Source organism: Leucobacter sp. UT-8R-CII-1-4 (assembly GCF_030010235.1).
Lineage (GTDB): Bacteria > Actinomycetota > Actinomycetes > Actinomycetales > Microbacteriaceae > Leucobacter.
In genome coordinates this window covers 139243-151679 of sequence record NZ_JASCRS010000002.1, presented here as the reverse complement: position 1 = coordinate 151679, position 12437 = coordinate 139243, and the positions used below count along the sequence as shown (strand labels likewise).

16 protein-coding genes and 1 tRNA gene are annotated in these 12437 nt (G+C 58.7%); 14 read left to right on the top strand and 3 right to left on the bottom strand.

The features are described from left to right. Position 1 precedes the first annotated feature (1 nt). The 4 genes from QBL02_RS05700 to rplS all read left to right on the top strand — a co-directional run bounded on the left by QBL02_RS05700 (position 2) and on the right by rplS (position 2126). On the top strand, positions 2-259 hold the full coding sequence (locus tag QBL02_RS05700) for an RNA-binding protein (RefSeq protein ID WP_282725427.1): 258 nt from the start codon (positions 2-4) through the stop codon (positions 257-259). Continuing rightward, complete coding sequence (gene rimM / locus QBL02_RS05695; RefSeq protein ID WP_282725426.1) at positions 259-924, top strand: ribosome maturation factor RimM; 666 nt, start codon at positions 259-261, stop codon at positions 922-924. The genes QBL02_RS05700 and rimM overlap by 1 nt, the downstream gene beginning before the upstream one ends. Next, entirely contained in the window at positions 914-1609 is a 696-nt protein-coding gene (gene trmD / locus QBL02_RS05690) for a tRNA (guanosine(37)-N1)-methyltransferase TrmD (RefSeq protein WP_282725425.1), read from the top strand. Before rimM ends, trmD begins: the two co-directional genes overlap by 11 nt. 169 nt (positions 1610-1778) lie before the next feature. Beyond that, positions 1779-2126 (top strand): 50S ribosomal protein L19, encoded by a 348-nt coding sequence (gene rplS / locus QBL02_RS05685; protein WP_282725424.1) that lies wholly within the window; start codon positions 1779-1781, stop codon positions 2124-2126. Positions 2127-2216: 90 nt separating this feature from the next. Here the strand turns inward: rplS and QBL02_RS05680 are convergent, their stop codons facing one another. Next, the gene (locus QBL02_RS05680) at positions 2217-2567 is read right to left on the bottom strand and encodes a zf-TFIIB domain-containing protein (RefSeq protein ID WP_282725423.1); all 351 of its coding nucleotides are present in this window, start codon (positions 2565-2567) and stop codon (positions 2217-2219) included. Positions 2568-2793: 226 nt separating this feature from the next. On the opposite strand from QBL02_RS05680, the gene lepB reads away from it, so the two are divergent. From lepB to QBL02_RS05645, 7 genes are all read left to right on the top strand, one after another. Then, positions 2794-3549, top strand: coding sequence for a signal peptidase I (gene lepB / locus QBL02_RS05675; protein WP_282725422.1), 756 nt, complete (start codon positions 2794-2796; stop codon positions 3547-3549). Beyond that, a complete protein-coding gene (locus QBL02_RS05670) occupies positions 3542-4177 on the top strand; it encodes a ribonuclease HII (protein WP_282725421.1) in 636 nt (211 codons plus the stop codon). The genes lepB and QBL02_RS05670 overlap by 8 nt, the downstream gene beginning before the upstream one ends. A 47-nt stretch (positions 4178-4224) precedes the next feature. Next, the gene (murI, locus tag QBL02_RS05665; RefSeq protein ID WP_282725420.1) at positions 4225-5073 is read left to right on the top strand and encodes a glutamate racemase; all 849 of its coding nucleotides are present in this window, start codon (positions 4225-4227) and stop codon (positions 5071-5073) included. 14 nt (positions 5074-5087) lie between these two features. Then, entirely contained in the window at positions 5088-5837 is a 750-nt protein-coding gene (gene rph / locus QBL02_RS05660) for a ribonuclease PH (protein ID WP_282725419.1), read from the top strand. 11 nt (positions 5838-5848) lie between these two features. Next, a complete protein-coding gene (locus QBL02_RS05655) occupies positions 5849-6460 on the top strand; it encodes a non-canonical purine NTP pyrophosphatase (RefSeq protein WP_282725418.1) in 612 nt (203 codons plus the stop codon). A 306-nt stretch (positions 6461-6766) separates the two neighbouring features. After that, positions 6767-9754 (top strand): aminotransferase, encoded by a 2988-nt coding sequence (locus tag QBL02_RS05650; protein ID WP_282725417.1) that lies wholly within the window; start codon positions 6767-6769, stop codon positions 9752-9754. Between the two features lie 166 nt (positions 9755-9920). Then, positions 9921-10610, top strand: a complete 690-nt coding sequence (locus QBL02_RS05645) for a hypothetical protein (protein WP_282725416.1) — start codon at positions 9921-9923, stop codon at positions 10608-10610. A 95-nt stretch (positions 10611-10705) separates the two neighbouring features. On the opposite strand, the gene QBL02_RS05640 is transcribed toward QBL02_RS05645, so the two are convergent. Next, positions 10706-10790 (bottom strand) — tRNA-Leu (locus QBL02_RS05640). A 91-nt stretch (positions 10791-10881) separates the two neighbouring features. Beyond that, positions 10882-11337 (bottom strand): hypothetical protein, encoded by a 456-nt coding sequence (locus QBL02_RS05635; RefSeq protein WP_282725415.1) that lies wholly within the window; start codon positions 11335-11337, stop codon positions 10882-10884. Between the two features lie 125 nt (positions 11338-11462). Between QBL02_RS05635 and QBL02_RS05630 the strand changes: the two genes are divergently transcribed. Genes QBL02_RS05630 through QBL02_RS05620 form a run of 3 tightly spaced genes read left to right on the top strand, consistent with a single transcriptional unit; the run spans position 11463 to position 12413 of the window. After that, a complete protein-coding gene (locus QBL02_RS05630; protein ID WP_282725414.1) occupies positions 11463-11750 on the top strand; it encodes a hypothetical protein in 288 nt (95 codons plus the stop codon). Between the two features lie 49 nt (positions 11751-11799). Continuing rightward, positions 11800-12108, top strand: coding sequence for a hypothetical protein (locus QBL02_RS05625; protein ID WP_282725413.1), 309 nt, complete (start codon positions 11800-11802; stop codon positions 12106-12108). A gap of 26 nt (positions 12109-12134) precedes the next feature. Then, entirely contained in the window at positions 12135-12413 is a 279-nt protein-coding gene (locus QBL02_RS05620; RefSeq protein WP_282725412.1) for a hypothetical protein, read from the top strand. Positions 12414-12437: the final 24 nt, after the last annotated feature.

Here is a 12437-nt window from a genome sequence, read left to right as displayed (position 1 = left end):
CATGGCCGTCTCACTTGCGGAGGTGCTTGCGCACCTGGTGAAGGGCATTGCGACCCTGCCAGATGAGGTGCGCGTTGCAAGCCGTGAGACCGCGAGGGGCGAGCTACTCGAGGTGCACGTTGATCCGATCGACCTTGGCCGCGTAATCGGCCGCGGTGGTCGTACGGCTCAGTCGTTGCGCACTGTGGTTGGTGCCCTGAGCGATGGTCGTCGAGTTCGTATCGATGTTGTCGATACCGACTCTGAGGGCGAGGGCTAGTGGCCCAGCAGCCATCCCGCGTCAAGGCTCCCCTTCCCGATCTGGGTAAGGGGAGCCTGCGCGTTGGGCGACTCACGAAACCACACGGACTCAAGGGCGGACTGAAAGTCGAGCTCTACACCGATAACCCGGACGAGCGTTTTGTTGCCGGAGCGCTTTTCCACCTGCAGGTACCTGAAGACTCACCGTGGTTTGGGCGCACACTTACTGTGCGTGAACTGCGTTGGTTCAACGGTGTGCCTGTCTGCTTCTTCGAAGAGGTAGCCGATCGCAATGATTCTGAGAGCATCGTGCGAGCGATCCTCTGGATTGACGAAGCGACTGTCGAGCAGAGCGTCGAAGAAAACGCTTGGTACGACCACCAGTTGATCGGCCTTGAAGTGCGTCGCGATGGCGCACTCGTTGGTACCGTCAGCGAAGTGCAGCATTTTCCGGCACAAGATCTGCTATCGGTAAAAACTTCTAACGGAATCGTGCTTGTGCCGTTCGTTGAAGCAATCGTGCCGCAGGTTGATCTCGAAGCTGGGGTAGTCACGATTACTCCGCCGGCCGGACTCTTTGAAGAGATCGCTGACGAAGAAGACGCTGGATCGGCTACACCCGATGCTGAGCTTCAGGAAAATACTGGCGCATCTGACATTGCTGAGGCAAACGATGCGAATTGACATCGTAAGTATTTTTCCGGCTTACTTTGACACCCTAGAAATTTCACTGCTCGGTAAAGCGAAGGATCGCGGACTCCTCGACCTTCGAGTGCATGATTTGCGCGATGCGGCTCACGACAAACATCGCACTGTCGATGACACGCCGACTGGCGGTGGCGCTGGGATGGTGATGAAGCCGGAACCGTGGGGCACAATGCTCGACGAGATTCTCGAAGCTCCGGATTCGAGTGATGATCCGCTGATTATCTTCCCGTCTCCAGCTGGCGAAGTTTTTAATCAGAAGATGGCTCGTGAGCTTTCGGGGGAGCAGCAGCTGATTTTTGGTTGCGGCCGCTACGAGGGTCCGGACCAGCGCATCTTTGATGAGTATGTGGAGCGCGGCCGGCTCAAGCTAGTGAGTCTCGGTGACTATGTGCTCAACGGTGGCGAGGTGGCAAGCCTTGCAATGATCGAGGCGATTGCCCGGTTGCTGCCTGGAATGGTCGGGAACCCCGAAAGCCTCGTTGAAGAATCGCACGAAGACGGTCTGCTCGAATACCCGAGCTACACTAAGCCTGCGGTTTGGCGTGGCCGCGAGGTTCCGCCAGTTTTGCTCAGCGGCAATCACGCGGCAATTGCGAAGTGGCGCAAGGAGCAGTCCATCGAGCGTACCCGCAGGGTGCGGCCCGATTTGCTCGCAGAATAACGAGTGAATGCGCAAGCTATTCGGGCCTAGCGCAGAAACTATGGCATAATAGATCTTTGTGCCACGGTGCGGCACTGCCGCGAGGGTCCGCACATACCGTGAGCGCCAAATTCTTTTCATACAGTGACATTTGCGAACCGACTTGCGGCGGGCGCAGAGAGAGACAATCATGCAGAAGCTCGACCACGTCGACGCAGCGTCGCTCAAGAGCGACATTCCCGAGTTCCGCGCAGGCGACACCGTTAAGGTGCACGTGAACATTATCGAGGGCAACCGCTCACGTGTTCAGGTGTTCCAGGGCATCGTTATTTCGCGCCACGGTGACGGCGTCCGTGAGACCTTCACTGTTCGTAAGATCAGCTTCCAGGTGGGTGTGGAGCGTAAGTTCCCAGTGCACTCGCCAGCCATCGACAAGATCGAGGTTGTCAGCCGCGGTGACGTTCGCCGTGCGAAGCTGTACTACCTGCGCGGTCTGACCGGTAAGAAGGCTAAGGTCAAGGAGAAGCGCGACTTCTAAGTCTCGTACTTCGTAAAAGACCGCCTGGGTGTTTCCAGGCGGTCTTTTTGTTTGGTTGAGTTTGCGCTGTGCCGGGGCACGCGACAGAAATTACCCGCCGAAGATGTCCCCGAGCAGCTCAAATGGGTTCTCGCGCTTCTTGCGGCGCCGACCATCACTGCGGTAGTCGCGGTCATCGTAGCGACGATCTTTGCTGCTGTGGCCGTTGTCGTAGCGATCGTTGTAGTGTTTGTCGCCTCGGCCGTCGTAGCGATCATCGCGACGATCGTCTCGATTAGATGGTGCGGCAGCAGTCTCGTTGGTCGCCTCGGCAACTTGCTCAAGAATTTTGTCAAGTTCGCCGCGATCAAGCCAAATGCCTCGACACTCGGGGCAATAGTCGATCTCGACGCCTTGTCGCTCGCTCATTAACAGGGTGGCACCATCTGTAGGGCATTTCATATAGTCAGCCTAGGTTGGCCAACATCGCGTACGGCTGTGAGAATCAGGGGATGCAGCTGTGAAAACTCGCGGTTTCGCGGGTTGCTTTTCTGCAAGCCAGATCACTTCTTCGGATTTCCCCGTGCTCACAGCTTCTCTCCGGCTCAAAGTGAGAGTCTGAAGTGTTCTGTGGGTCCATAATTGAATGACCGCGCATTCACCCAATTCAACCGAGTAACGGAGTCAGATGAGCCACAATGCAGCAGCCCGTCCAAGAGGCGCCGGCAGCAGTCTGCTCAGGTTCTTACGAGACCTTCTGATCATCTTGGTCGTCGCGTTCACCGTCTCGTTCTTCTTGAAGACTTTCTTGGTGCGCAGCTTCTACATTCCCTCAGGGTCAATGGAGCGCACACTGGAGGTGAACGACCGCATTCTGGTAAACCAGTTGGTGCCTGATGTGATCGATGTGCAGCGCGGTGACATCGTGGTGTTCAAAGATCCCGGCGGCTGGCTGAGCTTGCCGCAGAGCGCGCGCACCCCGACGCCCACACCATTGGAGCACACCCTGCAGGTGCTCGGCCTCGCTGCCGATACCAGCACCGACTACGTCGTGAAGCGAGTAATTGGTGTTGGTGGCGACCGTGTGGCCTGCTGCGATGCAAACGGGCGTGTGACTGTAAACGGTGTGCCACTCAACGAGCCCTACGCGGTTGTTCCGCAGGGCAAGACGCGGGTCTCAGACATTGACTTCGACGTCACAGCGCCGGAAGGCTCGGTTTGGGTGATGGGCGACAACCGCTACTCAAGCATGGACTCGCGCTATCACCAAGATGAACCAGGCCGCGGCTTTGTCTCCGAGAAAGAGATTGTTGGTCGTGCATTTGTGCTGAACTGGCCGTTCTCGCGTTTCACCTGGCTCGATAACTACCCCAACACCTTCACGGGTGTTCAGGAAGCGCGAGACGAAGCACCTGCAACAGAAGCTGCGACCGAAGGTGAGTGAGTCGAAAGACCCGACTCTCGAATTCGAACACTCTTGTTTCGCAGCGGGTGCTGAGTTAGTGATCGGTATCGACGAGGTTGGGCGTGGCGCAATCGCCGGCCCAGTGGCAGTCGGTGTGCACGCCGTAGACCCCTCGGTTGAAGCTTTTCCGGTGGGCCTACGTGACTCGAAACTGCTCAGTGAGAAGAAGCGCGAAACACTTGCTCCGCTCGTATCCGAGTGGGGCCACGGGGCGATCGGTTATGTTTCTGCCGCCGAAATTGATGAGCGCGGGATCACCTGGGCGCTCGGCGAAGCCGGTCGCAGAGGGCTGCTTCTGTTACATGAGATGGGTCTGCCTGTCACGAAGGCCATGATCCTCGTTGATGGAAAACATGACTGGCTTTCGCCGGCACTACGCTCTCCGCTCAACGTTCAGACCATGATTGGCGGTGACCGGGCCTGCGCAAGCGTCGCGGCTGCCTCTGTCGGGGCCAAAGTCGACCGAGACGCAGTGATGCGCGCGGCGCACGACCTCGAACCGCATTACGCCTGGGCGTCAAACAAGGGCTACGGGGCGAAGGCACACTATGAAGGCATCGCTTCGCACGGACTGAGCGAACTGCATCGCAAAAGCTGGATCAAGTAGCGGGCAAGCTCGCGGCGACTCCCGGGCCGGCGCGGTAGGCTAAACGGGTGACTTTGCAGAGCGAAAACGATCAACCAATCGGCGTGTTCGATTCGGGTGTTGGCGGGCTGACCGTGGCTCGTGCGATCCGCGACCTGCTGCCGAACGAGTCAATGATTTACGTTGGCGATACCGCTCGCACCCCGTATGGCCCGCGACCTATCGCCGAAGTGCGGCAATTCGCGCTCGAGATTCTTGACGGAATGGTCGAGCAGGGCGTGAAGATGCTCGTAATCGCCTGCAACACCGCGAGCGCTGCCATGCTGCGCGATGCGCACGAGCGATACGATGTGCCGGTGATTGAGGTCATCGGGCCCACCGTGCGAAGCGCAATTTCGATCACCCGCAACAATCGAGTTGGTTTGATCGGCACGCAGGGCACCATACAGTCCCGTGTCTACGACGACCTCTTCAGCATGCGTCCAGACATTACCTTGAGCGCTCAGGCCTGCCCGCGTTTTGTTGAGCTGGTAGAGGCCGGGCAAACCAGCGGACCAGAGGTGCTTCGCGTAGCCGAAGAATATCTAGCGCCTCTTGTCGAACAAGACATTGACACGCTTGTGCTCGGCTGCACACACTACCCATTTTTGCGAGGCGCGATCAGCCAGATCGTCGGGCGCAATGTTGCACTCGTTTCGAGTGATGTCGAGACCGCCGCTGAGGTATACCGGGTCTTGACCGATCGAGGTCTGCTGCGTGACCCTGAGGCGGGGGAGCCAAGCATTCGCTACGAGGCGACCGGCAATGACACTGCCGCGTTTGTTGAGCTGGCTCGCAAAATGATCGGCATGGGCATCGATGCCGTAGATCACTTGCCAACCGGCGCGATCAATCTTCCAAATCTTTCAGACAAATAACATCAAGGAGCGACATGAGCGACAGCACTCAGAACGCAATTGTGCGCGTCGATGGGCGAGCCACGCACGAAATGCGTGAGGTGACCATCGAGCGCGGTTGGAGCGCGCAGGCAGAGGGCAGCGCGCTAATCAGCTTCGGCAAGACGAAGGTGCTCTGCACTGCTTCGTTCACCCCCGGTGTGCCGCCTTGGTTGCGTGGTCAGGGCACCGGTTGGGTGACTGCAGAGTACTCGATGCTGCCGCGCTCAACCAATGAGCGTATGGCTCGCGAAGCAGTGAAGGGCAAAATCGGTGGACGTACCCACGAAATTTCACGACTGATTGGCCGCAGCTTGCGCGCAATCGTCGATATGAAGGCGCTCGGTGAAAACACCATCGTGATTGACTGCGATGTGTTGCAGGCCGACGGTGGCACCCGAACCGCTTCAATCACCGGTGCCTATGTCGCTCTCGCCGAAGCAATCGAGTGGGCCCGTGGCGAGGGGCACATTGGCAAAAAGTCAGTGCCGCTCACCGATAGCGTCGCAGCGGTTTCGGTTGGCATCGTGAACGGTGTGCCAATGTCAGACCTCGCCTACGTTGAGGATTCGAAGGCCGAGACCGACATGAATGTTGTTGTGACCGGGAAAGGCGGGTTTGTCGAGGTGCAGGGCACCGCTGAGGGCGCACCCTTCTCCCGCGCAGAACTCGACAGCCTGCTCGACCTAGCGCTCGGTTCAACCGCTGAACTGCGCGAATTGCAGCTCGCCGCGCTCGAAGCGTAGGGAGGGGCGTTATGACCAAGCAAGTAGTACTCGCTTCGCACAATGCACACAAGCTTGAAGAGCTGCGACGGATCCTGGAACCGCTTGTGCCCGGTATCGAACTCATTGGGTACGACGGGCCTGAGCCAGTGGAAAACGGTGTCACTTTTCAAGAGAACGCACTGATTAAGGCGCGCGCAGCGGCAGCGCACACGGGTCTTCCGGCCATCGCTGATGATTCGGGAATCGCCATTGATGTGCTGGGTGGCAGCCCCGGTATCTTCTCTGCACGCTGGGGAGGTCCAGCGCGAAGCGACACCGCAAATGTTGATCTGCTGCTGTGGCAGCTTTCAGACCTTGCTGATGAGCATCGCGCGGCTTCGTTCATGTGTTCGGCCGCGCTTGCGTTGCCGGCGATCGGCGATGCCGATGGTGAGGAGGTTGCCGTGCTTGAGGCATGGCCAGGTTCGGTTTTGCGTGCGCCTGCTGGCGAGGGTGGCTTTGGATACGATCCCATCTTTCAACCTGACGGCCTTGCCAAGTCTGCGGCAGAGCTTACGGTGGCCGAAAAAGATGCCATGTCTCACCGTCGACGGGCGTTCACCGCGCTCGCAAACGAAATGCTTGCCCGACTAAGCGAATAGTTGCGGCGATCGCTGACGTGCACAAACTGTGCCCCGGCCTAAAAGGAGGGAAACCTTCTGGCCGGGGCACAGTTGTTTGCATCTGCTGAATTGCGGGCCTGGGGGCGGGGCGATCCAACGCATTTTGGTGAACGATTTTGTGACACAATTTGTTGCTCTTTACTAGTTTTTCGGTGATCTAACTTGAAGCTTGCTCAGAGATTGTTCACCATTATTCGAAAAACGGGGCATTTTCAGAGAGAATGTACTGAGAACGCCTGCATATCGTCTCCAGGGTGTCGATATGCGCAGTCGAAAGGGAAACGCATGAGCGTCGAAGTACAGGGTGGCTTGGTGCGACCAGAAGTGAGCGAAGCCGAGGCCGCAAGGATCGCCTTTGAACACTATGGAATCGAAGTGGTCGCCACTGAACTCGGGAGCAACCAGGACCGCAACTTTCTGCTCACCGAGGCGAGCGGCGCGAAAAGTGTGCTGCGGGTAGACAATCCCGTATTCGGCGACGCGGGACGCGAAGCACAGCACCTCGCCCTCGACGCCTATCGAGCGGCCGGAGTCGCCGTTGCCTCGGTGCTACCAGGACTCGACGGCGAGCTCACCCAGCGTTGGAACGGTTTCGCCGTGCGGCGCAGCGAGTTTGCGCCGGGAGAATCGATGCTGGAAAGCGGATACCTTGCGCCAGTGGTAATGCGAGAATTTGGCGCCCTCGCAGCTGCCTCAGTAACTGCCCTCGCGAGCATGAAACACCCCGGCCTCGATGCGCCAAATATCTGGGATATGCGGCTCGCCTACGCCGAAACCGTGCGGCTCGCCCCGTCAATCACCGACGAAGCGCTGCGTGCGCAAGTGCTCAATGCCGCCGAAGCGGCATGGGCGGAGATCGTGCTGCTCGGTGACACGCTCCCCGTGCAGGCCATTCACGGTGACCTCACCGACGACAACGTGATGGGCGTGCGCGGCGAAGACACCAGATTGCACCCTGAGACCGTGCTTGACCTCGGTGACCTCGGTTACGGCTGGCGGGTTGCCGAACTTGCGGTCACCCTCAGCTCGCTCCTGCACCACGAAGCTGACCGCCCGCTCAGCACGCTGCGTGCGGTCGTGGCCTTCAACGAGTCTGCAGAGCTCAGTGAGGCCGAAGCCCGGGCGCTTTGGCCACTGGTATCGCTCCGGGCCGCCCTCCTCATTGCGAGTGGCTGGCGTCAGCTTCAGATTGATGGCGACAATGAGTACGCGCGGGATCGCATCGCCGGCGAGCAGCGAATCTTTGACGCTGCGACACTCTACCCGCTCGCTGAAATGACCGAGCAGGTGCTTGCGATCCTCGGATTCGAGTCGCCTGTTGCGGCACTTGAAATCGAGCTGAGCGGTACTGCAGCGCCGTTGCGCGCGCTGCTGCCCTGGTTCACGGGCGAGGTCGCGATTGTTGATCCAGGCGTAGAAAGTGCATCGCTAGATTCAGGTCGCTGGCTTGCGGCCGACGCAAACGCACAACTTGTGAGTGCCGCATTCACCTCTGGTGCGGCAGCGGCTGTACTGCCGTATGGCGTGTACCGTCTGACCGGCACCGCGGTAAACAGCGTCGACGGAGCCGCTACTTGGCCGGTCGAAACCGAGCTGCACTTGGCATCTTCGCTCGCTGGATCAGTGCACGCGCCGCTCGCCGCTACCGTCAGCGCCGTGTCGGACCGCCAGCTCACACTCGATCTTGGCAACGGCTGGCAGCTGAAACTCAGCGGGTTTGCAGTGACCGCCGAAGTCGGTGCAGTGCTCGCGGCAGGTGCCGAGATTGGTTCGCTATCTGTTGCAGAAGCTCCCCAACAGATTGTGGTTGGCCTGCGTCGCAATGATCTGCCTGGTGCGGAGGTGCTCCACGCCGAGAGTTCGTTCTCAGAGTCGCAGATGGTGGCCCCCGAGCGGGTCCCGGCCTGGCGGCGATTTAGCCAAGACCCAGCCGCGATCCTCGGCCTTCACACCTTGAGCCAGCATGATGAAGCCGCCGACGAGCTTGCTCGCCGCGGCCAAATCTTCGCGAGCGCGCAAGAGCGCTACTACGAAGAGCCGATGCAGATCGAACGCGGGTGGCGCCATCACCTGATCGACACAACCGGGCGCTCATACGTTGACATGGTCAACAATGTGACCGGACTTGGCCACGGCCACCCGGGCGTCGCCGACGCCGTGAACCGTCAGATTCGTGTGCTGAATACTAACTCGCGGTTCCTCTACCGCGAGCTCGCTGAATACAGCGAGCGTTTGCTCGCGAAGCTCCCTGCCGGTACTGGCCTTGACACCGTCTTGCTGGTGAATTCGGGTTCAGAAGCGGTGGATCTTGCCCTGCGCCTGGCTCAAGCGGCGTCTGGACGCAAAACCATCGTTGGCCTTCGTGAGGCCTATCACGGGTGGACCATGGCCAGTGACGCTGTGACGACGAGCGCGTATGACAACCCCTTCGCTCTTGAAAACCGACCAGACTGGGTGCACGTCGCAGACGTGCCAAACCGGTTCCGGGGCACGTATCGCGGTGCTGCCGAAGACATCAACGTTGGTATGAAATACGCGGACGACCTTGCCGCGGATCTGCGTGCGCTTGCCGCTGATGACCGCGCGGTTGGTGGATTCATTTGCGAGTCAGTGCTCGGCAACGCTGGTGGTGTGATGCTGCCAGAGGGATATCTTGCTGAGGCGTACCGGCTCGTACGTGAGGCCGGTGGCTTGTGTATCGCCGACGAAGTCCAGGTGGGCTTTGGCCGGATGGGCTCAAGCTTCTGGGGTTTCGAGCAGTCGGGCGTCACGCCAGACATTATTGCGATTGCGAAGCCAATGGGCAATGGATTCCCAATCGGTGGCGTGATTACGACCAAGAAGATTGCCGATGCACTCGCAACTCAGGGACAATTCTTCTCGTCAGCAGGAGGCAACCCGCTGTCCTGCCGCGTGGGAATCGCTGTCCTGGACGCTATGGAGCAGGAAGGGCTGCAGGAGAACGCTCGCGTCGTTGGCGACCGTCTGATCGCTGGCTTCACTGAGCTCGCCGCAAAGCATCAGCTGATCGGGCCGATTCACGGCGAAGGCCTCTACCTCGGCGTTGAACTGGTCAGCGACCGCGAGACCATGGAACCGGCAAAGCAGGAAGCTGCGGCCATCTGCGAGCGCCTACGGGAACTCGGTGTTGTGGTGCTCACCACTTCGGAGCGCTCAAATGTGTTGAAGGTGAAGCCGCCGCTCTGCCTCACAGCAGAGAGCGCCGACTTCGTGGTTGCTCAGCTCGACCGAGTGCTCACCGAAGGCTGGTAGAGGCGATCCCACGCGAAAAACCGAACCGTCGAGAACGCCAGTTATCGGCGGAAGCTATTGCTCGTTCTCGGCGGGATCGGTGCGTCTCAGCGGGGCGATTAAGCTCCGGCTGCGTGGCTTACCGGCTTCTGTGTGAAAGCTAGGAACCAGAAACTAGGCTTGATATATGCGCGATGAGCAAAAGACCATTCCTGAACGAATTCAAGTGCACATGCTGCACGACGGGCGGGTCGCCCTCGAACTTATGTCGGGCTGGAACACAAACCTCGACTTGGAAATGTTGCGCGTCGACGATTCTGCCGCCGTCTCGAATGTGATTCAGCGCTGGGCCGCGGGTGAGTGCGGGGAAGCCCAGCCGTCATACATTCGGCAGGGTGCCTTCCCAGAGCTTGGCGAGGCCTTCAGAGTGAGTATTGGGCGAAGCCCGAGTAGCGAGCTCCGTCGCTTCACAAACTTGCCGGAGCGGTTATGCGAGGAGTTCGCGCTTGCCTTCGGCGCTTCGTCTCAAGGAGATGGCTCTGAAGCAATCCGATTTGCTGACCGTCTCACAAGTGAGATGAAAGAGTTTCTTGGGCGCAGCAAACAGAAGTCGCAGGCCCGGCTTGCTGGCGGGGCATATCTTATGGTTCTCGAAGGGTATCTGGCAGACATGCGCTCCCGCACTCAGGCCGAGGACCAGGACTACTATCTGACAGTGAAAACTGGGGTCGCTGAGATTATGCGCGACGAACAGTACCTGACTCTCTCCGCAGACCGTCGAGCGAGGGAACTCTACCGAGAGATTCAACTTGAAGAGGGTGCTCTTTACCAGTGGTGGATGAACCTCTCAAAAGGCGACATTTCTGGCCCTCGTTGAATGTCCAAGGCAACTGAGCCGCTTTGGGCGCAAAATAAGGTGCACCCCGTCAGCATGAAAAACTGCTGACGGGGTGCGATCCCTTTATTTACATATGGTGCGCGAAGGGGGACTTGAACCCCCACGTCCGAAGACACTGGAACCTAAATCCAGCGCGTCTGCCAATTCCGCCACTCGCGCGAGCTTTTCTAGCTTAGTGGCATTCGGGGTCTCCTCGCGACCACGGCACAGAGCTTCGGCGAGGCGTCGCATCATTTCTTATATGGGACTTTTAGCCGCCGACTTCGACGCGGAGCACGATTGGCGATCCAGCGTCTTCGCAAAGCGATGTCATACTGCCGAGTGCTGCGCTCATCTCCGGGTCGGTTTTTACGTTGAGGCGGCCATCTCCGGCGGCTTCAACAAGCCTGTCGAAGTAGGGTGCGACTTCGCTGTTGCCTTCCGCCGCAGCCTTACGCCAGCCTTCGACGAGAGCTTCTTCGGCTTGCGCTAGCTGCGCGTCAGTCGCTTGGCCACGCGAGCTCAGGCCCGTCGCGGTGAGGTGGCTTGAAAGCAGCTCTGAGGCGAGCTGGCAAGCCTGCGCGACGCCGAGTTCTGCCGATGCGTTCGTTGCGTCGTCAGTAGTCACAGAGGCGACGGCTGGCCCGCTTGCGCAGCCGGAGAGACCGATCATTGTGCAATAGAGCAGAAGTGTGACAGTGGCGGGCCGTTGTGCAGTCCGTGCCACTGCGCGCTCCTTTCGCCTAGGGCGGTGAGGACGCCCTGTTCCTGCGTCAAGGTTAAGCAGCGAGAGATATTTAATCAAGTGTACAAAATGTCAATTTTGGGAACACTTTGTGGTTGAGTTGAACCATGGCAACAGAATTCACATTCAGCGTTGGGACGCAGGAGCAGCATCAAGTTGCAGTAAAGATTGCCGGAATTCGCAATCGCGTGACGATCAAAGTCGACGACATACTCATCATCGACAGCGGCGGTAACCTCGGAATTGTGATGCCAAACGTGTTCGACCTTGAAGTTGGTGTGCACGAGCGACACATGGTGTCTGTGCGCTGTATCGCGCAGCAACTCGTTGACGGAGGCGCGCACTACATCGATGTGTTTATCGACGGACGATTCGCGTTTCGCCAAGATTGGTGAAGTTCATGCGTCGCCAACATGAAGTTGTGCATTTCCGAGAGGCTCGTCGGTGAACAATCCACTGTCATGGGCCACAGCCCTCGGGATTTTGTTGTGTCTGATCTGGTTTATGCGCTTGCTCCCGGTCGTGTACCAAGACGGCAAACTTGATCAGAAGGCAGTGCGAGTGATGCGAAAATCTTCGTTGCTTCCGCTCGCAATCATGGTCGCCTCACTTGCGCTCGCAGGTTTTGGCCTCGCCAATTCTGAGCAAACGATTCGCTTCATTCCCTGGGCGATGCTCTTGATCACACTCGTCGGCTCGATTTGGGTTGTTGAGCGCGGCATCAGGGAGATACGCAAGTATCGGGCATCATGATTGGCGAAGCTAGCTAGGCTGGTTTTATGACCCCAGATAAGAACAAGATTCATCTTGTCGCAGGACTTGCCGGAGTGCTCGCGCTGACCGCCTTCTTTTTGCTGGCAAACGGGCCTCTAGGCTACTTGATGGCCGGGGCAGTCGGAGTGATCGCGATCATCATTGGACACCGAGCATTGAAACATCGTGGCCCACTGATTTGGGTCGCAATTATTGGTCTGGTGCTGAGTTACCTGCAGTTGCTCACCTCGATTGGGCTGTTGCTCGTGCGAATCACCACAATTCTGAACCGCGCGGGCTTTTAAGATACAAGTGCCCAAGAAATTCCG

Excerpts from the sequence above, each read along its gene's own strand:
- QBL02_RS05630 (WP_282725414.1), top strand. The coding sequence starts at position 11,463 with ATGGCAACAGAATTCACATTCAGCGTTGGGACGCAGGAGCAGCATCAA.
- QBL02_RS05620 (WP_282725412.1), top strand. The coding sequence starts at position 12,135 with ATGACCCCAGATAAGAACAAGATTCATCTTGTCGCAGGACTTGCCGGA.
- QBL02_RS05700 (WP_282725427.1), top strand. The coding sequence starts at position 2 with ATGGCCGTCTCACTTGCGGAGGTGCTTGCGCACCTGGTGAAGGGCATT.
- QBL02_RS05680 (WP_282725423.1), bottom strand. The coding sequence starts at position 2,567 with ATGAAATGCCCTACAGATGGTGCCACCCTGTTAATGAGCGAGCGACAA.
- QBL02_RS05645 (WP_282725416.1), top strand. The coding sequence starts at position 9,921 with ATGCGCGATGAGCAAAAGACCATTCCTGAACGAATTCAAGTGCACATG.
- trmD (WP_282725425.1), top strand. The coding sequence starts at position 914 with ATGCGAATTGACATCGTAAGTATTTTTCCGGCTTACTTTGACACCCTA.
- QBL02_RS05650 (WP_282725417.1), top strand. The coding sequence starts at position 6,767 with ATGAGCGTCGAAGTACAGGGTGGCTTGGTGCGACCAGAAGTGAGCGAA.
- rplS (WP_282725424.1), top strand. The coding sequence starts at position 1,779 with ATGCAGAAGCTCGACCACGTCGACGCAGCGTCGCTCAAGAGCGACATT.
- lepB (WP_282725422.1), top strand. The coding sequence starts at position 2,794 with ATGAGCCACAATGCAGCAGCCCGTCCAAGAGGCGCCGGCAGCAGTCTG.
- QBL02_RS05655 (WP_282725418.1), top strand. The coding sequence starts at position 5,849 with ATGACCAAGCAAGTAGTACTCGCTTCGCACAATGCACACAAGCTTGAA.
- rph (WP_282725419.1), top strand. The coding sequence starts at position 5,088 with ATGAGCGACAGCACTCAGAACGCAATTGTGCGCGTCGATGGGCGAGCC.